The sequence below is a fragment of the Flavobacterium zubiriense genome (assembly GCF_041729725.1).
Lineage (GTDB): Bacteria > Bacteroidota > Bacteroidia > Flavobacteriales > Flavobacteriaceae > Flavobacterium > Flavobacterium zubiriense.
On record NZ_JBCFQL010000007.1, the window covers coordinates 60853 to 82650 of the forward strand.

16 protein-coding genes are annotated in these 21798 nt (G+C 33.5%); 3 read left to right on the top strand and 13 right to left on the bottom strand.

Features of this window, described 5'->3' with window-relative positions:
• Positions 1–91: 91 nt before the first annotated feature.
• Positions 92–2491, top strand: a complete 2400-nt coding sequence (locus tag AAGV28_RS07790; RefSeq protein ID WP_373406257.1) for a TonB-dependent siderophore receptor — start codon at positions 92–94, stop codon at positions 2489–2491.
• Between the two features lie 73 nt (positions 2492–2564).
• Here AAGV28_RS07790 and AAGV28_RS07795 read toward each other — a convergent pair whose 3' ends face one another.
• Positions 2565–3029: an OsmC family protein gene (locus tag AAGV28_RS07795; RefSeq protein WP_373406258.1), complete on the bottom strand. Its 465-nt coding sequence runs from the start codon at positions 3027–3029 to the stop codon at positions 2565–2567.
• Between the two features lie 198 nt (positions 3030–3227).
• Between AAGV28_RS07795 and AAGV28_RS07800 the strand changes: the two genes are divergently transcribed.
• Together AAGV28_RS07800 and msrB are read left to right on the top strand one after the other, a co-directional pair.
• Positions 3228–3695, top strand: coding sequence for an META domain-containing protein (locus AAGV28_RS07800; protein ID WP_373406259.1), 468 nt, complete (start codon positions 3228–3230; stop codon positions 3693–3695).
• 6 nt (positions 3696–3701) lie between these two features.
• Positions 3702–4148, top strand: a complete 447-nt coding sequence (gene msrB, locus AAGV28_RS07805) for a peptide-methionine (R)-S-oxide reductase MsrB (RefSeq protein WP_373406260.1) — start codon at positions 3702–3704, stop codon at positions 4146–4148.
• 165 nt (positions 4149–4313) lie between these two features.
• Here the strand turns inward: msrB and AAGV28_RS07810 are convergent, their stop codons facing one another.
• The 12 genes from AAGV28_RS07810 to AAGV28_RS07865 form a co-directional block, all read right to left on the bottom strand.
• Positions 4314–4901 (bottom strand): LutC/YkgG family protein, encoded by a 588-nt coding sequence (locus AAGV28_RS07810; RefSeq protein ID WP_373406261.1) that lies wholly within the window; start codon positions 4899–4901, stop codon positions 4314–4316.
• Positions 4901–6292, bottom strand: coding sequence for a lactate utilization protein B (locus AAGV28_RS07815; protein WP_373406262.1), 1392 nt, complete (start codon positions 6290–6292; stop codon positions 4901–4903). The genes AAGV28_RS07810 and AAGV28_RS07815 overlap by 1 nt, the downstream gene beginning before the upstream one ends.
• On the bottom strand, positions 6289–7023 hold the full coding sequence (locus tag AAGV28_RS07820; protein ID WP_373406263.1) for a (Fe-S)-binding protein: 735 nt from the start codon (positions 7021–7023) through the stop codon (positions 6289–6291). Before AAGV28_RS07820 ends, AAGV28_RS07815 begins: the two co-directional genes overlap by 4 nt.
• A gap of 176 nt (positions 7024–7199) precedes the next feature.
• Positions 7200–8552 carry an FGGY-family carbohydrate kinase gene (locus tag AAGV28_RS07825; protein ID WP_373406264.1) on the bottom strand — a complete coding sequence of 451 codons (1353 nt, stop codon included), beginning with the start codon at positions 8550–8552 and terminating at the stop codon, positions 7200–7202.
• Between the two features lie 179 nt (positions 8553–8731).
• Positions 8732–10006, bottom strand: coding sequence for a TIM barrel protein (locus AAGV28_RS07830; protein WP_373406265.1), 1275 nt, complete (start codon positions 10004–10006; stop codon positions 8732–8734).
• Positions 10007–10021: 15 nt separating this feature from the next.
• On the bottom strand, positions 10022–10336 hold the full coding sequence (rhaM, locus tag AAGV28_RS07835) for an L-rhamnose mutarotase (RefSeq protein ID WP_373406266.1): 315 nt from the start codon (positions 10334–10336) through the stop codon (positions 10022–10024).
• Between the two features lie 175 nt (positions 10337–10511).
• Positions 10512–12647: a bifunctional aldolase/short-chain dehydrogenase gene (locus AAGV28_RS07840; RefSeq protein WP_373406267.1), complete on the bottom strand. Its 2136-nt coding sequence runs from the start codon at positions 12645–12647 to the stop codon at positions 10512–10514.
• Positions 12648–12687: 40 nt separating this feature from the next.
• Positions 12688–13758, bottom strand: coding sequence for an L-rhamnose/proton symporter RhaT (rhaT, locus tag AAGV28_RS07845; protein ID WP_373406268.1), 1071 nt, complete (start codon positions 13756–13758; stop codon positions 12688–12690).
• Between the two features lie 580 nt (positions 13759–14338).
• Positions 14339–15370: a GntR family transcriptional regulator gene (locus tag AAGV28_RS07850; RefSeq protein ID WP_373406269.1), complete on the bottom strand. Its 1032-nt coding sequence runs from the start codon at positions 15368–15370 to the stop codon at positions 14339–14341.
• A 151-nt stretch (positions 15371–15521) separates the two neighbouring features.
• A complete protein-coding gene (locus AAGV28_RS07855) occupies positions 15522–17849 on the bottom strand; it encodes a hypothetical protein (RefSeq protein ID WP_373406270.1) in 2328 nt (775 codons plus the stop codon).
• 41 nt (positions 17850–17890) lie between these two features.
• A complete protein-coding gene (locus AAGV28_RS07860) occupies positions 17891–20263 on the bottom strand; it encodes a hypothetical protein (RefSeq protein ID WP_373406271.1) in 2373 nt (790 codons plus the stop codon).
• 88 nt (positions 20264–20351) lie between these two features.
• Positions 20352–21728, bottom strand: a complete 1377-nt coding sequence (locus AAGV28_RS07865) for a TolB-like translocation protein (RefSeq protein ID WP_373406272.1) — start codon at positions 21726–21728, stop codon at positions 20352–20354.
• Between the last annotated feature and the right edge of the window lie 70 nt (positions 21729–21798).

Genomic DNA, 21798 nt, shown 5'->3' on the forward strand with positions numbered 1-21798 from the left:
TTTAAATTATTTTTATTTAGAATAAGTAAAAATAATTTGTTTAAGAAAAAATTAGCATTTACATTTGTAAAATAATTCTAAATAAGGAAAAATGAAGATAATTTACCAACAGAAAATTTTATTAGCACTACTTTTTTTGGTTTCAATAAATATGATGAGCCAAGGTTTGGGAAAGATTAATGGAAAAATCACACTTAGTGATAATAGTCCTGCAGAGAGCATTGCCGTAGCTCTAAAAAACACAAAGTACAATACCATTACCAATTTTAGTGGTCAATATGAATTCAAAAATCTTAAACCTGGAAACTATATTTTAAGCATCAATGGTTTAGGGATTAAAGCAATTACAGAGACTATTACTGTAAGCAGTAATCAAACTCTTACTAGAAATTTCAGGCTTAAAGAGAATAAACAGGAATTGAATGAAGTTATTATAAAGAAAAGCAAATACAAACAAAACAATCCTTCGTTATCCTTGCGTTTGAATACTCCGGTATTAGAAATTCCACAAAACATTCAGATTATTAGTGGTCAAACATTAAAAGACCAACAAATTACCAGTATGAGTGATGGTGTAATTAGAAATGTGAGTGGCGCTGTGCGTTTAGAACACTGGGGCGATTTGTATACCAATATTACTATGAGAGGTTCCCAAATACAAGCTTTTCGTAATGGTTTTAATGTAGTGTCTTCTTTCTGGGGACCACTCACCGAAGATATGAGTTTTGTAGATCATATAGAATTTGTAAAAGGACCAGCTGGATTTATGCTTTCTAGTGGAGATCCAAGCGGACTTTACAATGTGGTAACTAAAAAACCAACGGGTATTACAAAAGGTGAAGTGAATGTAATAGGCGGAAGTTATGACTTTTACAGAGCCAGTATCGACTTAGACGGAAAACTGGATAAAAAAGGAAAATTATTGTATCGTTTTAATGCAATGGGACAAAACAAAGGTTCGCATCGTCATTTTGAACATAACGATCGTTACGTAATTGCACCTGTCATCTCCTATCAACTGGATGATAAAACAAAAATTACGGCTGAATACAACTATCAAAGAGCGAATATGACTGAAGTAGGTTCGTATTATATATTTGGTCCCGATAATCAAGGTTATGGTACTATGCCTATTGATTTTACGATGACTCAACCGGGTTTACCAGATACTAAAATCAATGATCACAGTGGGTATTTCTTGTTTGAACATAATTTTAATGACAATTGGAAACTGACAGCCCAAACTTCTTATTTTAATTATTTACAAGAAGGTTATAGTTCTTGGCCAACAGCGGTAGGACCAACAGCAGATTTAGCAACTGGCGAAATTATTCGAAATGTTGCTATTTGGGATGCTGAAAGCAATATGTATTTAGGACAACTATTTGTTAATGGAAAATTCAATACAGGAACAGTTTCTCATAAATTATTGGGAGGAATCGATTTAGGAAATAAAGATTATATGGCCGATTGGGGACAATCACATAATCTGGATACTTTTGATAATCCATTTAATATTTTCGCACCTAATTATGGAACTCCTGCTAACGGAATGCCTAATTTTGATCGTGAAACTCCACTAAAAGAAAGAGCCGGAGGATTAATGAGTTCAAAATATGCCGCGGGTTATATTCAGGATGAATTAGGATTTTTTGAAAATAAACTTAGAGTAACAGTTGCCGCTAGATATACTTGGTTAAGCCAGACAAATTGGGGACAAACCATAGAAGACAGTCATATTACACCTCGTGCGGGTGTAAGTTTTTCAATTACTCCAAGTACGGCTATTTATGGTTTATATGACCAGGCTTTTTCTCCTCAATCAGGAATTATTAAAAATGGAGATAAAGTAAAACCTTTAACGGGTAACAATGTTGAATTCGGAATCAAAAAAGACTGGTTTGACGGAGCATGGAGTACAACTGTATCTGTTTATAGCATCTTGAAGAAAAATGAACTAACATCAGACCCAACCAATACTGCAGGACAAAATTTCAGTGTAGTTCTAGGCGAAAAAAGAGCTCGCGGAACTGAGTTTGATATAAGAGGAAAAATTACTGAAGGTTTAAATCTTATCGCGAACTATGCTTTTACAGAAGCTATTGTAAATCAATCAAATGTACCTGTTATTATTGTGGGATCAACTGTCCCTGGTTTTGCTAAACACACTTCTAACGCTTGGTTAAATTATACTTTGACAAACGGAAAACTAAAAGGATTAGGAGCTTCTATTGGTGGAACGTATCTTGTTGGTCGTTTAACCGATAACTGGGGAACAGGTCTTGAAAAATTACCCAATTATTTCAAAATGGATGGTGGTGTATCGTATGAAACAGGAAATTTAAAATTCACTGCTAATATGTTTAATATCCTGAACGAATACTTATACAATGGTTCTTTCTATTCGTCTGGGAATGGCAACATCAATGCTTATTACTGGCAAACTGAAGCTCCTAGAAATGTAAGACTGGGTGTTACATATAAATTTTAAACCATTACGCTTAATGCTAAAAGGGCTTGTAAATCTTCTGATTACAAGCCTTTTTTTATAAATAATTTCTAAGCTATACGACTTCGCAAATTGGAAAATGCAAAATTGGGAAGTTACATGAATTCGCTATAAAACAAAGTTCGTTTGCTTTTGTGTGCAAATGTATAGCTTCCTCAATTTTTTCTTTCTCTTTGATGATTATCTTAGGATTTAATCGTATTTCTATAAAGCGTCCCGAACCATTTTCTAAAACTTCCAGAGTTCCTTCTGCATTATCTTGATAAGAAACTACCGTGATATCGTTTTGTAAGCAAACATACAAATACGACATCATGTGGCAAGAAACCACACTACTCAACAACAAATCTTCTGGATTGTACAAACCTGGATCACCTTTGAAAGCTTTAGCTGCCGAAACATTTAATATTGCTTTTCCATCAATAACAATTTGATGTGTTTTAGCGTAGCTTTTTGAATCCGTAGTTACTTCTTTAGAAATGGAATCCCAGTTTAATTTGGCTTTAAATAAATGCTTCATCCTTATTTTTACTTATTTATCAAGAATCAAATATAGGCAAATAACAGCAATCAATTAATTAGGAAAAATTGGGAAATTATAAACAACGAATGTGTAAATGCTTTTTTATCTTTGTAAAAGCAGTAAAGATTGGGAATTCTATTTTCAACTCCTACTACTAAAATTATTCCCAAATGTAATCTCCTATTAAATTCAAAAATGAAACACTTTCTCACTACAATTAGTTTGTTTTTTTTATCACTACTATTTATTTCTTGTTGCACCAGTAAAAAAACGACTTCAGAAAACACCATTTTTCCTAAAGAATCTACGCAAATAGTAGAAAAATATTGGAAATTAATCGAAATTAATGGTCAAAAAGTAACTGCTGAAAATTTTGCTTCTAAAGAACCGCATCTCATTTTAAAATCAGAAGAGAATAGAGTAACAGGAAATGGCGGCTGTAATTCTTTTTTTGGAACCTACAGTTTACAAACCGATGTCAACCGTATTTCTTTCTCTAAAATTGGGGCTACCAGAATGGCATGTTTACAACCAACTGTAGAATCTGATTTTTTTAATATTTTAGAAACAGTAGATAATTACACAGTAAAAAACGATACTTTACAATTAAACAAAGCCCGAATGGCGCCACTGGCAAAATTTGTAGCAGTCTATCTTAAATAAAATACTATGCTAAACTGGAACGACCTTATAAAATATGCCACACATGGCAATCCTACTCCTCCAAAACGAGTTGAAAAAACAGCTGCAGAATGGAAAGCTGAATTAACAGATGAAGAATTTTATGTAACTCGCCAAAAAGGTACTGAAAGAGCACACAGTTCCGAATTATGCAGTCTTTTTGAACCAGGAAAATATGCTTGCAAATGTTGTAAAACTCCTCTTTTCGACGCTACAACTAAATTTGAAAGCGGAACAGGTTGGCCGTCCTTTACGCAACCCTTAGTTATTGAAAATGTAGCTTACAATAAAGATGTTAGTTTTGGAATGATTCGTATCGAATGTGTTTGCAATATTTGCGATGCGCATTTAGGTCACACATTTCCTGATGGACCAGAACCAAGCGGTTTGCGCTATTGCATCAACGCAGTTTCTTTAGAAAAAATAAAAGAATAAAAAAAATTAAACCATTAAGAAATTTAGAAAAATTAAGAGTTAAAATTTCGAACATTAAAAAACAAAGCCGACAGTCTTTAAAAAACTTGTCGGCTTATTTATTTTTAAAGTAAGTTTAAAATAAAACTTAAATTACCTTAATTTCTTAATGGTTTCAACAAACAATTATTCCATCAAAAAAACGGTCAATCCTCTGGCACCATGCGCTCCAAGAACTAATGATTGCTCAATATCGGCAGTTTTAGAAGGTCCTGCTATAAAAGTTCCAAAACCATAATCTAGATTTCCAATGTGTTCATAGGCTTGCTGCATCGTAGCTACAATATCTTTTTTATTGACAATGATAGCCAAATATTGCGGAATAAATGGAGAAACTCTTTGTCCTAAAATAGCATCTGTTACCCAAAGTGCTGAATTTTCAGCAACACCAAAATGGGCTTTTATAACGGCTAACTCTACATTTTGCAAACTATGTGGATCATCATTTGTCCATTCAGTTTCAGCAATATCAGCTAATTCCGGAATGGTAGTAATCTTCCTTTTATCTGCTGGATAATGCGTAGCAATGTAGGCTTTTACATCGTCTAAACTACTCACTTCTTCACAAAATCCACCAATACCTTTTAGTACTGTTTTATAGGTTTCAATTGCATCAATTTTGTCTAATCCTAAAAAACTAAGACCAGGCAATTCGTTTACTGATGTAGGTTGGTTGTTTTTGATTTTGTTTAAAATACTATCTCTACTACTCATTATTTTTTGTCTTTAGATTCTTTTGCTTTTTTAGCATACCATTCTCTAAATGATTCTTCTGGAGGTGCTGGCATTTCTCTTTGATTATACCATGCGTTAAGATTATTGTTGACCATAAAAGGCAAATTCTTCATTACAAATCTTCCTGCTTTTCCAGCAATTTTAAATACCGTAGGATTTGCTAAAACAGCCGACATTCCTTTCATGGCAATCGTTTTAGAACTTGGCGTATAACCTTCCTTAACTAAAACCTGACGCCATTTATACAATTGGTCATGGATATCAATTTTTACCGGACATACATTAGTACAAGAACCACATAAGGTACTTGCAAAAGGTAAATCGGCATTCTTTTTCATGTCTAAATTAGGTGCTAAAATAGAACCGATAGGCCCAGCTACTGCATTGTGGTAACTGTGTCCACCACTTCTTCTGTACACTGGACACGTATTCATACAAGCACCACAACGAATACATTTTAGAGAATTTCTAAACTCTTCACGTCCTAATTGTGTGCTTCTACCATTATCCACAATAACAATGTGCATTTCCTGCCCTTCTCTAGGTTTTTTAAAATGACTAGAAAAAGTAGTAATGGGTTGTCCTGTAGCACTTCTGGCTAAAAGTCTCAGAAATACTCCAAGATGTTTACGCTGTGGAATTAATTTCTCAAATCCCATACAGGCAATGTGAACATCAGCGAGATGCGCTCCCATATCGGCATTTCCTTCATTGGTACAAACCACAAATTCACCTGTTTCAGCAACTGCAAAATTTACTCCGGTAAGTGCTACTTTTCGAGTTAAGAACGTATCTCTTAATTCTTTTCGAGCTGCTTCGGTTAAATATTGCGGATTGTTATTTCCTTTTTCTGTTCCAAGGTGTTCGTGAAAAGTATCACTTACATCTTCTTTTTTAAGGTGAATAGCAGGCAATACGATATGACTTGGCGGCTCTTTTCTTAATTGAACAATAAACTCCCCTAAATCGGAATCAATTACTTCAATTCCATTATCTGCTAGATATTCATTCAAATGGCATTCTTCTGTAAGCATTGATTTTGATTTTACCATTTGGGTAACACCATGCTTAGCAATAATTGAATGTACTATTTTATTGTGTTCGTCTCCATCAGCAGCCCAGTGCACAATAATTCCGTTTTCTTTAGCTTTAGCCTCAAACTCCTGCAAATAATGATGCATATTAGAAAGCACATTATTTTTAATATTCGAAGCAGTCTCACGAAGCGCTTCCCATTCTGGGATAGCATGAGCTGATTTATCTCTTTTTGAACGAACAAACCAAAGCGTTTGATCATGCCAGTTTACACGTTCTACATCTTTATTAAAAATAGCCGCTGCGTGACTATGATCTATTGAATTTTCTTTCATATTGAGTTTAAAATTTCTGCAATGTGAATTACTTTAATATTGCTTTTTTGCCTTCTTAGAATTCCTTCTAAATGCATTAAGCATGACATATCTCCTCCTGTAATATAATCTACGTTGTGTTCCTTATGATCTTCAATACGGTCTTGTCCCATTTTTACTGAAACTGCTTCTTCGGTAACACAAAAAGTACCTCCAAAACCACAACACTCATCTTTTCTGCTTAAAGAAACTAATTCTAAACCTTTAATAGAACTCAAAAGTTGATTGGGTTTAGAAAAAGGAGCGGCATTCAATTCACTCATTTGCGAAAGCTTCAATCCGCGTTGACCGTGACAACTTTGGTGCATTCCTACTTTATAAGGAAAATTTCCTTCTATCGTTTCTACTTTTAATATATCCGTTAGAAATTCTGTTAGTTCGTACACATTGTTTCTAATATGAGTAGCAGCAGCTTCATTCTCTTTAGAATGAAGGTGTTCCTTCACATGCATGGTACAACTTCCAGAAGGACAAACGACATAATCAAATTCAGAAAAATTATTCACAAAATTAGTATCACATCCTTTAGTCAAATGGGAGTAACCACTATTAGCCATTGGTTGGCCACAGCAAGTTTGATCCATTGGAAAACTTACTTCACATCCAAATTTTTCTAATAACTCTAAGCTTGCAATACCTATTTGTGGATAAAATTGATCCACATAACAAGGTATAAAAAGTCCAACTTTCATATGCTGATTTTTATTTTTTTTCAAAGGTCATATGTAATTTGCATAATAACTATTGGAACTTGCATCCAATTTAAGTTCATGCTCATTTCATAGGGTTTTATTTATTATTAAACACTTTAAGTAAAATTGCCTATCAATATTCTTTTTAAGTGGAATGGTGATAGGCATATTTTATATTAATGTTTGTAAAATTTTAAATCAATTAAATCATTTTGAATTGGTTTTGTATTCCAATTCTTATGAATGGCTAAGGCGGCTCCTAATGAACTGGCTTGTGCCATGGATGCCGCATAAACTTCCATTGTTGGGAAAGCTTCGGCTAATAAATTCATGTAAATTGAATTTTTACTAAAACCTCCGTCAACAAAGACTTTTTTTACTGGACTGTTGTGAATCACTAAATTAGTCGAAACAATTTGTTGTGCAATCAAATCTAACATTAACTGGTGGTAGGCTTCATCATAATTTTCAAAATTAGATAAATCTCTTTTATTAAAAGGACAATCTTTTAGAATTTTATGATCTCCTTTAGTATGTTGTTGAAATTTAGCTCTCAATTCAGTAATAATAGCTTTGTCATAAAGCACCTGTTTGTATGAATCAACAGCTACATCAAAATGTTTTGCCAATTTTAACGATTGAATTTCATGCTCATTTCCTGCAAATAAACGGGAAGCCTTAACGGGTTTTCCTTTGTATTGCAAGAAACACAAACAGTCATTTTGCAATTCCTCAAAATTAAGCTTTTTATCATTAAAAGGGTTCATTGTAATCACCCAAGTTCCTGTTGATAACAACACGAAAGGATCTTCAAAATTGATAATATAAGGAATCAAAGCGGATGAACTATCGTGTAAACCAATTCCAACTGCAATATCATTTTCGATAATAACAGCATCTTCAGAACTATGAATTGGAGCTAACTTCTCGGTTATGTTTTGCTTTCTAATCCATTTGTGGTATTTCATTTTATTGAAATTCCAAAGATTAGTATGACATCCAATACTTGTAATATCAGTAAAACCTTCTTTAGTTAAAAGAAAACTCATGTATTGTGGCAAATGCAAACAGTATTTTACCTTATCAAAAACCTCAGGATTTTCTTTTTTCAAGCGGTAAATTTGCATTCCAGAATTTAAACTCCCTAAAACCGGAGAAGCCGTTTTTACTGCAAAAACTTCTTCTCCCTGGTATTTAGTATAAAATTTATTTTTAAGCTTTTCAGGATAAGGTCTTAGATAATTGTACAAAGGCGTTAAAGGATTTCCATCTTCGTCAATGTAAACAAAACTAGCACCATAAGTACTAAAATTTACTGCTTTTAGATTGAATTGAGTTTGCGATTTCATTTGTTCCCAACAACTCAAAAACCAATCTTTTAGTGCTACAATATCTTCGCATGGAAATCCATCTTCATCAACTGTTTCTTCAAGATTTACTGAGTTTTCCCAGACAATTTGATAACTTTCATTAAATAAAAAGGCTTTTTTATTCGTTTTTCCAATATCGAAAATGGCTACTGCATTCATTAATTATGTGTTATGAGTTAGGCGTTATGAGTTAGGGGTTATTAGATAAGGGTAATGAATTCTTAGTTTTGGGTTATGAAGTATATTATTTGCATGAATAGTTCAATGGCTATAGGCTAAAATCTTTTTTACTTCAAACAGTCAACTTTATAACCCATAACTCACAACTTATAATTAAACTACAATCCTGTTGCTACAGTTTTCAATCCTCTTTCTCCAATTAAAGCATCACGTACTGCTAATTCGCGGTATAATCCAACCGGGTTAAGAGCAGCACCTGAACGTAAACGAGCTTCAGCTACTAAGGCACGAACATCTGTACGGAAAGCGTTTTGTAAAATTTCCTGAGCTTTAACAACGTCATTTTCATTTTGAGCAATTTCTAATGCTTTTCTATCAACAGAAAGTGCCTGTGCATAAGCGATCATGATAGCCTCAACAGATTGTAATAAATCTTCCATTGGATCTTTTACGTTGTGAGAAGCATCGATCATCCAACCTAAGTCAGTTGCATGGTTCATTCCTCTAGCATCCATTCCTTCAACTAATTCGTTGAAGATTAAGAATAATTGGTAAGGTTTCAATGCACCTGCAGTTAAATCGTCATCTCCGTATTTAGAATCATTGAAGTGGAAACCTCCTAATTTATCTTCCATTAATAATAAAGAAACAATTTGCTCGATATTAGCATTTGGAAGGTGGTGCCCTAAATCAACTAAAGTTTTTGCTTTGTCTCCTAATTTTTTCACATAAGAATATGATTGTCCCCAGTCAGCAACTGTAGTAGAATAGAAATTAGGCTCAGCACATTTGTACTCTAAGAATAATTTCCAGTTAGAAGGCAATGCTTCGTAAATTTCTTGCAAACTCTCTAATGTATTTTCGTAAGCTTTACGGAAATTTAATTGTCCAGGAAAACAAGATCCATCAGCTAACCAAACTGTTAATGACTCCGAACCTAAGGCAACACCTTGTTGAATTACGTCAATATTGTGTTGAACCGCTTGTTTACGGATAGCTTTGTTTACATTTTGTAATGAACCAAATTTATAAGAGTACTCACTATTCGCTTGGTCTTGGAATGTATTAGAGTTAACAGCATCAAATTTCAAATTGTGTTGTGCTGCTAAAGCTTTAATAGCATTGTGATCTGTTGCTGTATCCCATGGAATGTGTAATGATATCGCTCCAGAAGCATTGTTTAAAGCGTGTAACAAACCTACATCTTCGATTTTTTCTTCTAATGAACGAGGCTCTCCACCACCTGGAAAACGTCCAAAACGAGTTCCTCCCGTTCCCAATGCCCAAGATGGGATTGCAATTTGGAAATCGATTAATTTTTTAATAATATTTTCTGTTTCAGCAATTTCAGAAGCAGAGAAAACTAATTTATTTTTATGAGAAGTAAAAAGCCCATCATTGTGAGCTGCAATTTTATTAGAATCTAATATCATGATAATTGTAAATTTTTAAGGTAAATAAAAAACTTCTTTGAGTGAAACACTCACTGGAGAATTGTCTGGATTTGCATCCATAATATCGCCCATATATTTCCACCATTTTTGCATAACAGCATGTTTAGGGAGTTCGTCTAATCGACTAGGATCTTCAATTTTTAAAACACCAAAAAGGGCATGTGTATCTTCATCTAAAAAAATAGAGTAATCTTCTACTCCTACACTTTTTAATAAATCGGCTAATTCTGGCCACAGTTCATCATGTCTTTTTTGGTATTCTTGAACCTGACCTTGATGCAACTGCATTTTAAATGCTACTTTTTTCATAAAAAAAATGGAATTATAAGGTTTACTTAAACAATTCAAAACCCTAAACTGTTATGGATATTTTTATATAAAGAAGTGATAAAAAATAAATGAAGAATAGACTGATTAAGAAAAATCTAACGTCCGAAATGAATCGGACGTTAGATAAATCAATCTAAAAACTAACATCTAAAAACTATCTGTAAAAGCCCATAGATACTCCACCGTCAACATTCAAAGCATTTCCTGTAGATTTTCCTAGCAAACCTCCAACAAAAGCAAAACATGCGTTAGCAATATCATCTGGCAATATAATTTCGTTTAATAAAGTACGTTTAGCGTAGTAAGCTGGCAATTCAGCAACTGTAATACCATACGCTTTTGCACGTCCTTCAGCCCATCCACCTGACCAAATATTTGAATCAGAGATTACAGCATCAGGGTTAACTGTGTTCACACGGATTTTATCCGCTCCTACTTCAGCAGCCATCAAACGTGTTAAATGCGCTTGAGCCGCTTTAGCAGATCCATAACCAGGGTTGTTTGGTCCTGCAACAACTGCATTTTTAGATACGATATTAACGATATCTCCACCAAAACCTTGTTTACGCATTACTTCGATTCCAGCTTTAGAAACAATAAATTGTCCTTTAACTAAGATATCGTATAATCTATCCCACTCTTCTAATGAATGCTCAGCAATAGATTTAGAAATACTAATTCCAGCGTTGTTTACAATAATATCAGCTCCACCAAATGCTAAACAAGCAGCATCCAAAGCTAGAGCAGTACTCTTTTCGTCTGTAACATTTAATAAAGTACTAGAAACAGCATCTTTACCAAAAGTTTTGATAAAATCAGCAGTTGCACCTTCTAAACGCTCTTCGTTGATATCGTTTATTACAACACAAGCACCTTCTTCAGCAAATTTCTTAGCGATAGCCTTACCAATTCCACCAGCAGAACCGGTAATTACAGCAATTCTTCCAGATAATGCTTTTGGTTTTGGCATACGTGACAATTTAGCTTCTTCTAACAACCAATATTCGATATCAAAAGCTTCCTGACGTGGCAATGAAGTATATTCTGAAACTGCTTCAGCACCTTTCATTACGTTTACAGCATTGGTATAATATTCCGATGCCAAACGAGCCATAGTTTTGTCTTTTGCAAAAGTAAACATACCAACTCCCGGGTATAAAATAACCACTGGGTTTGGATCACGCATTGCTGGTGAGTTTGATTTTTTACAAGTATTATAATACTCAGAGTACATTTGACGGTATGCTTCAAAAGCTGGAGCTAACTTCGCTTTGATAGCATCAACATCTGATAAATCTTCGTTTGGAGCCAATTCAATTACCAAAGGACTAATTTTAGTTCTCAAGAAGTGATCCGGACAAGAAGTTCCAAGAGGAGCTAATTTTTCTAAATCATTAGAGTTGATGAATTCTAAAACTCTGGCATCATCAGTATAGTGACCAATCATTTTACGTTCTGAAGAACAGAAACCTCTCAAGATTGGAGCCAATTTAGCAGCTTGTACTTTACGAGCTTCAACAGCTACACTTTCAATTTTTTGACCTCCAAAAACGGGACGCGTTTTTCCGTAGTTAGACTCTAAATACTCCGCACATTTTTCAATTACTTCAAGCGTATTGATATAACTTTCGTATGAAGTATCTCCCCAAGTAAACAAACCGTGAGAGCCTAACATTACTCCTTTTAGTTTTTTCCCTTTAGCAGCAGCTTCTTCAAGGCATGCACGCATTTGCAAACCTAAATCGAAACCTGGACGTTGCCATCCAACCCATCCAATCTCTCCGTTGAATAATTCTTCAGTAATTTTTGCACCATCTTTTGCAGCAGCAATTGCAATAGCAGCATCTGGGTGCAAGTGATCGATATGAGCAAATGGTAAGAAACCGTGTAAAGGTGTATCAATTGAAGGTGCTTTTGAAGCTAAATCAAAAATACAGTGGTTGAATAATTCCACCATTTCGTCTTCATGCTCAATTCCTCTGTATACATTTTCTAAGTTACGAAGTCTTTCTAAGTAAAGAGCAGCACAACCTGATTTTGTTAATGTTCCAATATCTCCACCAGAACCTTTAATCCACATTACCTCAGTTGCAGCTCCTGTCAAAGGATCTTTATCCGTAATTTTAACAGAAGTATTTCCTCCTCCGTAGTTCGTTAATCTTAAATCCGCTCCCAATAAATTAGAACGGTAAATAAATAGTGCTACTTCATCTCCTGCTAATTCAGCAGCTTTAGCCTCATCCCAAAGGTAACTTACGTGTTTAAAAGTCATTGTATTTGTATTTGACATTGTTTATTAAATTTAAATTGTTATTCTATTATTAAATATATTATAATGAATTCCCTATTCCTACTAGAACAATTGACAATAGCATCAAAGAAATACCAAAAAGGAATACGTTGAATGTCTTTTTAGACACTCCAGACCATTCTTTTAAGTAAAATCCCCAAAAATTAGCCGTCAAAATAATTGTAGCCATGTGTAAAATCCAAGAACTTGCACCATTACCTAACTTACTTTCTCCCATTCCATAGAAAAAGAATTGTAAAAACCATACTGTTCCTGCAAGACCAGCAAACAAAACATTCTTAGTAATTGGAGTACTTTTATTAGTATAATCTCCAAAAGTTTTATTTTTAAAATTAAGGTACATACACCAAAGGAAATTAGTAGTCATCCCTCCCCAAAGCAATACTACATAAGTAACATTGTTTTGAAACAAAAATTCGCCTTGATTAGGATGCACTGCCTTCCAAGCTTCATTGGCCACATCAGCCATTGGTTTTCCAGCTTCGATTCCGAAATTAAAGAAAGAGCTTAAAATCCCTGAAATCACAGCAATGATAAGACCTTTTATCAAATTAAAATCTTTATCCTTATTTTCATGACCTACAGCAAAATCTTTTTCTTTAAGCAAACCTGCTTTTCCTAAAAATACAATTCCTAAAATACAAACTAATACTCCTAGCAAAACCATTTGTCCTCCAGAACTAGCAGCCATTTCACTAAACGATTCTTTACCTTCTGTAGGATTGAAATTATAATAAATAGGTGGTACTAATGCTCCAAAAGCAGAACAAAATCCTAGGGTAATTGAATTTCCTAATGACATTCCTAAATAACGTACACCTAAACCGTAAGTCAATCCTCCAATTCCCCAAATCAATCCCATGGAATACGTAAAAGCTTTTATCGTTGGAGTTGCTGCGCTAATAATACCAGCAAAATCAGGAATGGTTAAATAGGCCGCAATTGGCGGTACAATCAACCAAGAGAAAAAACCTCCCACAATCCAATAGCTTTCCCAAGCCCAACCTTTAACCTTTTTAAAAGGCATGTAAAAACTTCCAGAGGCGAAACCTCCTATTGAGTGAAAAAGAAGACCGAAAATTGATTCCATAAAATGATTTTAAGTTAAAGGTTAATTAAATAGAAATGTAAAATAAAAAAAAACAAAAATTAAAACTGTCCTGTACAATCCTTGTATTGGTCATATTTATAAGTATTTTAATTATTTACGACAGATTTTGTACTAATTGATAGGGAAAAATAAAATTTATCGCACAAAAAACAGCCAAAAATATCTATCTTAAAACTTTTAAATAACACTAAATAATAGCTATAATTGAATGTCGTTTTAATAAATCCGTAATTTCATTGACACAGATTTCACAAATTAGCACAGATTAATTTGTCCTCTTTCCATAGAAATCTTTTTGATCCTTCTAATCTATGGCTAAAACGTTTTTTTAATAATTTAGGAAAATACACTTCTTGCCATTTACATAATTGTCCGCGAAGCAGAATAAATACATAAACAGATACTGACCTGTCTGCCGACAGGCTGGTGACACTGTTGAGACCGATAAAAAGAGTTTTTTATAGCTTTTGTAAATCACATTCGGGAAAAATCCATTACAATCTGTTTTCCTGTGTCCCATTCTCAACGATTGGTATAAAAAAGGGATAGCTATATAATACTACAAAGATCCCCTAAGGATTAATTTAAAAGGATTTTCAAAATGGGTTTTGGCATTTTTCAACACTAAATTAGCTGCTGTAATTCCCATCGTTTTAAAATCGGTTGAAATGGTAGTTAATCCATTCATGATATAATTTTTAAGCGGAGTTTCATTATAAGAAATCAAACCTACCTGCTTTCCTACGGTTAGATTTAAGCTTATAATTTTGTCTAAAATTTTAACCAAATCTTCTTCCATCAAATTAATATATACTTCTCCTTCGCTTACTTTTTCATCATCAAGATTGTTGACTATTTTAAAATTAAACGCATAATTGTAGCAAAAATTCTCAAACCCTTTTACAATTTCTTTTGGAAAATAACTATTAACTGGAAAAATCAATTTTAAAGTATGGTATTTACTCAAGGGTTCTAAAGCCTCCGTTAAAGCATTGTAAATATCCTGCTCAAAATTTTCATAAACGGCAGCATAATCTCCTGTAATACCTTTTATTTTTTTTCCCACTAGAACCAATTTATCTTTAGGAAGTTCTTCTATCAACAACTGATACCCATCTGATTTTTCAATAAAATGGGGAATAATTACATAATGAGTATAATCAGTTTTTTGTTGATTTAATAGCTTTTTAAACAAAGCGTAGTCGTTATTGTAGATATAAAAATCAATCGCTGCTTTGTCTCCCAGTGTTTCCACAAAGGCATCATAAATTATTTTTTTGTGTGCACTTAGTTTATTGAACATCAAAAATATTTTGATATCCTGCGACACATCAGTATTAGCAATAAAATAGCCTTTGCCATGAAAAGCTTCTAGAATCCCCATTTTTCGAAGAATATTATATCCTTTTTCTATGGTAACTCTCGATATTTCATATTGAAAACTAAGTTCGTTTATAGAAGGCATGGCATCTCCTTTCTTCAAAACTCCTTTCTTAATGGCATTTAATATCGCATTCACCAACTGCCGGTATTTTGGCGTAGCCGAAAATTCATCAATAGTAAGGCTAGCTATTTTTGAAGTTTTTTTCATTTTTTGTGCTGAAATTATAATTAAACAAATCTAATACTTTGATTATAGAATTATTCATATAATCAAATCAAAACATAGATTTTTAAATAAAAACACTATTTTCTACCTTCCTAAAATTCATAGAAATTTTGTTTTTAACACCCCTGTTTATTTACCTATCTTTCTTAACTCTAAATTCAAAATTATCAAATCCCAACAGACCCTCTCCACTCACACTTTCAATATTCCCTAAAAACAAGGAATTAATATCAGAGCAATAAAATTCTATATTAGCTTCACCATTAGTATCTGTTATAATATCGGGTTTCCAGAATAAAGTATTGCGATAATCTGGAGTGGAATCAGTTATTGTCACTTCATCATACATTGCTTCATAAAATACTTTTTTGCCATAATATCCTTCAATCATGGCAATATTAAACATTTCTAAAAGTTGCGTTTCCGTTAGCTTAGGATAATGATAAGTAATTTCATTACAATGTCCACATATAAAACAACCTCCACATGGACCACTACCTTTAAGCCATTTACAACCATCACATGTTGTGTATTTCTCCCCTTCAATTGGTCTTTTACGATCCCCTGGACAACCTTGATGAAGTTCACAGTTTAAAATGTTTTCATGACATAAAAAATCAGCTGTAGGATTTTGTGCTTTATACAAACTATCTAATTTCCCAATATACTTGTCTCTAAATAGTATTCCTTTCTTTTTAGAGATAATTGTAACTTCTTTTAATTTGTTGATGGATTCCCGTCCTATAAAAGGAGAAACCACTTTAGTATTACTTTTTTCTATCTCCGCCAAAGGATATAGTAAAGTTTTAGTAATGCGCTTATTATCAATAGTTTCAAACGAAAATTCTTTGATGTTCATAGTATATTTTGGCTTTGGCGGAGTCATTAATTTGATATAGGTATAACCTCCTTCTCCTTTTTTCAAATCATTGGGAATAATAGTAAAAACACCCGTTGTATCAGTCAGCATAAAATCACTTCCTTTGCTTTCGTCAGCTGAAAAAACTGTAATTCCTTTTTCCTTAATGACTGTTGTTACTTTTTTATCAGGATTTTGTAAACGAACTTTTCCTTTGATTTCTTCCAAAATAATCGGTTTGAAAGCAGTTCCTAACTCTTTTAAATTAGCTTCATTCCAAACATAGGAGCGCCATCCTTGAGTTAGCATCAATAAATCTAATGCTTGATTGCGATTTTTATTTTGTTCATTAAAATAATAAACAGGATTGTAGATGTTCCCTTTTAATTGAGTGGATAGTAAATAGTGTGTTTGTATGTTTTTTACGTCTTGCTTGTTTTGATAAATTCCGTCATAGATGCTTAATCCCAAATGCGCTACAATGGGATGTCCGTTTTGGTCGGTTACTTTTATTTTTAACTTGGCTTTTTCCCTAGTGGTGTAACTGCTTTTGTCCAATTCAGTTTGAATCGTTAATTGCTGTTCCTGATTTACATACACCAATCGCTCGGCAATTGGCAACGCATTTTCATTAAACAAAGTGACTTCGGCAATACCTTGAGGCACTTCTTTTAATGGAATTTTAATTGTCAATTCTTTTTTTAAAAGTCCTGTTGCAATACTATACACAATACCTCGTATTTGTAATCGCAGATATACTCTTTCTTCCTTAAGTCCGTCACTTTGTGTAATTTTAAAAGTCAATATTTCTTTAGTGTTGCTTAGCAAGCGTAATACTTTACCACTGGAAGCTACAGGGGCAATAGCATAAATTTTATCTGATGTTGGTTCACTAAGTTGAATGTGGTATTTTTTGCTGTTATCGGGAGTAAAAGTAAGTAATCCCATACCTGCATGACTGCTTTTAAAATGAATCAAAGGAGTAGTATTTTCAAATAAAGTACCTGAAACAGTTACAGGCAATCCTTTTGAATTTACCGCTTTAAAAGCTAAATTACTATTGATTCCTGAAACAAGTTGACCACCTTCGGGGAAACTTGTGAAATGGATAATACTATCTTTTTCAACAGAAACTACAGTCGGATTTTGATTAATCGTTTGTACAACTTTTATTTTTTTTAGTGCATAAAATTCTCTAGGCTCTTTAGTAAAGGAATAAGAACTGTAGGCTGATAAAGTATAGTTTCCTTCTATCAGTGTACTCTCTAAAAAAAGATGTCCGTTTACAAAACCATTTTCAATCTCGTATTTTTTTTGCCATACCACTTTATCACTTGCATCTTCTACTAACTGAACAAATAGTGTCTTACTTCGATTAGAAGGAATAAAACTTTGCGCATCTAATACATAGCCTTTAAACCAAAGGTCTTCCTCAGTTTCATAAATACTTTTGTTGGTTTGTAAGTACACTAAATCAGCAGCATTGTTTTTGGAAACACTATGTATTTGCTCAGCTAATTGGTCTGTAACGACACTATTATTTTGAGCACCGATAGGGAGTATCAATATCCACGACAAAAGAAATAAATGTAAAAATTTCAAAAAAAAGCATTTTATTTTTCTCATTCTTTTTCAATGTTTATTTACCTATCTTTCTTAACTCTAAATTCAAAATTATCAAATCCCAACAGACCCTCTCCACTCACTCCCTCAATTATTCCTGTAAAATTAGTATTGATATCAGAACAATAAAAATCTACACTAGCTTCACCATTAGTATCTGTTATAATATTGGGTTTCCAAAAAAGGGTATTTCTATAATCAGGCAACGGATCAGTTATGGTTACTTCATCATATACCGCTTGATAAAACTCTCGTTTACCATAGTATCCTTTCATCATTTTTAGATTAAATTTTCTTAGCAGTTCTGCTTCTGTTAAATTTTGATTTGAATCTTTATAAATAATCTCTCTGGTTCCATAATAAGCTTGTTGAGGGTAATCTGTTCCCAATATCTCTTTGTTTTTACCGAGTAAGACAACGACCATCTCTCCATCTTTTGGAGTTCTCGTATTACCATCATGGTGATTTCTCATAAAACAATTCAGAATAGGACGTTTAGGACCTCCTGCCAGACATACAAAATCCATATTACCACTATCCAATCTTGCTAAACTATCCAGAGTACCTAAGTATTTATCTCTAAAAACCTTTTTTTTATTAGATGTAATAACAACTTCGTCTAATTTTTGAATATCATTGAGTCGCATCCATGTTTCTCGCATATTATCAACAGCTTTATCTTGTAATTTTGATAACGGATAGTTTATAGTTACTTCCTTTCTAGCAGAATTGATGTTTGCAAAAGGATTATCTTTAATGTTGATTACATGCTTAGGTTTTTCTGCTGCCATCGGTTTTAGATATAAATATCCTCTTTCACCTATTTTTAAATGAGTGGAATTAATACTAAATACTCCATTAGAATCAGTAGTGAAAATATCTTTTTCTTTTAAAGGATCGGCTGTAAAAACCATTACAACTTTTGATGTTAGTTCGACTGTTTTTTTATTTGGATTCTCTAATCCTAGAAGTCCTACAATACTATCTGATAGAAATGTTTGAAAATGTGCATTGCGTTCTGTTAAATTGTGTTCATTCCAAACATATCGCCTCCAACCTTGGGTAAGTAACAATAAGTCGAGTGCTTGATGTCTGTCAGTATTTTTTTCATTAAAATAATAGCCAGGATCATAAATAGTACCATTTAGCGCTGTAGAAAGATAATAATGAGTTAGGATATTTTTTGAATCCAACTTATTTTGATACAATTGATCAAATACACCCAGACCTAAATGAGCAACAACTGGTTGATTTTTTTGGTCAGTTACCTTAATCTTTAAGCTAACTTTTTCTCTTATTTGATAATCGCTTTTATCAACTATTGCTAATACATTTAACTTTTTTTGTTGATTAACATAAATTAAACGTTCTGCTATGGGTTCTATATTTCCATTAAAAAGGGTGACTTCGGCAATGCCCTGAGGAACATCTTTTAAAGGGATTTTAACAGTTAATTTTTCATCTAAAACCCCCATTGCTATACTATACACTATACCTCTGGATTGTAATCTCAAATAAATATTCTCTTTGTTAATGCTTTTAGTTTTTACTACTTTAAAAGTTGCAAAGTCGTTGTCATTGCTTACTAATTGCAGTACTGTACCCTGAGGATGAATTTGTGGTAATTGATGTTTAACGTTTTTATAATCTGTAAGCTCTATATGGTATTTATGATTGGAATTGGGTTTAAAGATAAGACTACCCATTCCAGCATGCGTACTTTTAAAGTCTAATATGGGTATATCATTTTCATACAGCTTCCCAGTAATAGTTACAGGCAATCCTTTTGCGTTTAAAGCCTTAAAAGCGATTCTATTTTGAATACCCGAAACCATATTTCCTCCTTCAGTAAAGACTTCAAAACTCGCAATGTCCTCTTTTTTAGCAGTTGGAATAACTACCTTAGTGTTATCATCTATATTTTTTAAAATCTGTAATTTACGTAGGGCATTAAAGTTTTTGATTCCTTTATAAAAAGAAGTAGCACTATAGGCTGCTAATGTATAGGAACCCGATTTTAAAGAATCATTCAGATATAGATGACCATCAACAAAACCATTTTCAATCTCGTACTTTTCTTCCCATACCACTTTATCACTTTCATCTTCTATTAACTGAACAAATAATATTTTACTTCGATTAGAAGGAATTAAACTTTGCGCATCTAATACATAGCCCTTAAACCAAAGATCTTCTTTGGTTTCATAAATGCCTTTACTGGTTTGAAGATAAACGTTATCTAAGTTCTGATTTCGGGTTAATACTTGGACTTTTTCTGCTATAGCATCAGCAATACCTTCACTAGTTTGCGAGTAAGTTACAGCTGTAAACAGACAGAACAGTAATTGAATAAACCTTAATACTATTTTTGAAACAGAATGTTTTGATTGCATCTTTAACTATTTTAAATAAATTAAAATTATTTTATATAAAGATTTAGCTTACAATATAGATAAAATTCTTTAATACTAATCATAATCATCAATACTTTCTTTGCAACCATTCTTCTGGTACTGGAATAATACAAATATTCATACTCCGATTATCTTCACTCAACATAGCCGACTGTATTTGAATTTTAGTTCCATCAGGACTCATCGTAGGATGTGGATGATCTGATGCCGTTTGTTTATGACCTGTAGAAAGCAACATCATTTCATTGGTATGGCGATCAATCAGGTAAATGCTACGTGAAAAATCATCACCTACCGCCCAGCGACCATCGGGAGAACCGCTAACATGCCATAAACCACTGCCAGAATCTGTTTGACCTGCTATTTTCATTTCTCTTGTTCTTAAATTAACTATAGCTAATCCCGTGGGTTTTTCTCTAGTTCCCGAAACTCCCCAAGCCGCTTCCTGACCCGGATTTGCTCCGCTTACCGCCGTTCCTGTAGTATCTTGACTCTGAATTTTTCGATGCCCCATAATAGCCATTGCCACTTCGTCTTTACTAATTACCGCTTCATGGGTTACCCATTCGTATTCTGATTCTGGATATAAAGGTCGAAGTCCTGTTCCGTCACTTAGTACTGTCCAGGTTCGTTGCGGTGATTTCCCTCCTGTTTCCCAACAAAAAACAATTTCGCCCGCAACCCAAGGATTCGTTTGGATGTGTCCAATTTGAAAAGGAACTGATATTACATATTTAATTGCTCCAGTATGTACATTCATCGCTGCAATTCCGGATGGTCCTGCTCCCATTTTTCTGGGACCATAATTTTCTTCCAGTTTGGTACCAGAAGGCAAATATTTAGCTGCATATTCTTTTCCTACTCGAAAATAAGCCCAATTTTCATCACCGTCCAAAGCCAAGTCGCCACCAGCTCCCATTTCGGGTTGAGTAAGACCACAAACTCGCTGATAATAATCGGCTTTTTTAAGTTTTCCAATTTTACTATCAGCGAATAATTTTGCCAAATCTACTTCTACAATCTGCATTGAAACAGACTCACGTTTTCTATTTTTTAATTTATCATTTTGCTTAGCAATACTATCCTGTGGTTTTCGCATAAAATAAAGTTTCATACTGTTTCGAGCTACATTTAGCATTCCCACATAACCGCCTTCAGTGACCTGAACCATTTCACCCGTTTTTTCATGTACAGCCATGGCTTCTCCTTCTACTCTATTCGAACGAAAAATAAGCCATTCGCCATCAGAAGTCCACTGATTGTGTGTCTGATAAATTTTATTATCACCCATTGCTGTACTTGTCAAAAAAGTTAACATTGTACCCGTTACAGGATCTTTAACCACTTTTCGTTCTGAAGGAAAGCGTTTGCCAATCTGAGCATTTGTACTTTGTATTAAAAGTAGAAAGCTAACCAAAACGATACTATTAAAAAACTGTTTCATATTTTATTTTTTTTAATTCAGAACCTATTTAAAATTCATCAAAATTAATTTCCCCAACCCTAAAAGGTAC

What these genes read in the sequence shown, in the direction of transcription:
- AAGV28_RS07790 (WP_373406257.1), top strand. Translation starts at nt 92, where the DNA reads ATGAAGATAATTTACCAACAGAAAATTTTATTAGCACTACTTTTTTTG.
- AAGV28_RS07795 (WP_373406258.1), bottom strand. Translation starts at nt 3,029, where the DNA reads ATGAAGCATTTATTTAAAGCCAAATTAAACTGGGATTCCATTTCTAAA.
- AAGV28_RS07800 (WP_373406259.1), top strand. Translation starts at nt 3,228, where the DNA reads ATGAAACACTTTCTCACTACAATTAGTTTGTTTTTTTTATCACTACTA.
- msrB (WP_373406260.1), top strand. Translation starts at nt 3,702, where the DNA reads ATGCTAAACTGGAACGACCTTATAAAATATGCCACACATGGCAATCCT.
- AAGV28_RS07810 (WP_373406261.1), bottom strand. Translation starts at nt 4,901, where the DNA reads ATGAGTAGTAGAGATAGTATTTTAAACAAAATCAAAAACAACCAACCT.
- AAGV28_RS07815 (WP_373406262.1), bottom strand. Translation starts at nt 6,292, where the DNA reads ATGAAAGAAAATTCAATAGATCATAGTCACGCAGCGGCTATTTTTAAT.
- AAGV28_RS07820 (WP_373406263.1), bottom strand. Translation starts at nt 7,023, where the DNA reads ATGAAAGTTGGACTTTTTATACCTTGTTATGTGGATCAATTTTATCCA.
- AAGV28_RS07825 (WP_373406264.1), bottom strand. Translation starts at nt 8,552, where the DNA reads ATGAATGCAGTAGCCATTTTCGATATTGGAAAAACGAATAAAAAAGCC.
- AAGV28_RS07830 (WP_373406265.1), bottom strand. Translation starts at nt 10,006, where the DNA reads ATGATATTAGATTCTAATAAAATTGCAGCTCACAATGATGGGCTTTTT.
- rhaM (WP_373406266.1), bottom strand. Translation starts at nt 10,336, where the DNA reads ATGAAAAAAGTAGCATTTAAAATGCAGTTGCATCAAGGTCAGGTTCAA.
- AAGV28_RS07840 (WP_373406267.1), bottom strand. Translation starts at nt 12,647, where the DNA reads ATGTCAAATACAAATACAATGACTTTTAAACACGTAAGTTACCTTTGG.
- rhaT (WP_373406268.1), bottom strand. Translation starts at nt 13,758, where the DNA reads ATGGAATCAATTTTCGGTCTTCTTTTTCACTCAATAGGAGGTTTCGCC.
- AAGV28_RS07850 (WP_373406269.1), bottom strand. Translation starts at nt 15,370, where the DNA reads ATGAAAAAAACTTCAAAAATAGCTAGCCTTACTATTGATGAATTTTCG.
- AAGV28_RS07860 (WP_373406271.1), bottom strand. Translation starts at nt 20,263, where the DNA reads ATGCAATCAAAACATTCTGTTTCAAAAATAGTATTAAGGTTTATTCAA.
- AAGV28_RS07865 (WP_373406272.1), bottom strand. Translation starts at nt 21,728, where the DNA reads ATGAAACAGTTTTTTAATAGTATCGTTTTGGTTAGCTTTCTACTTTTA.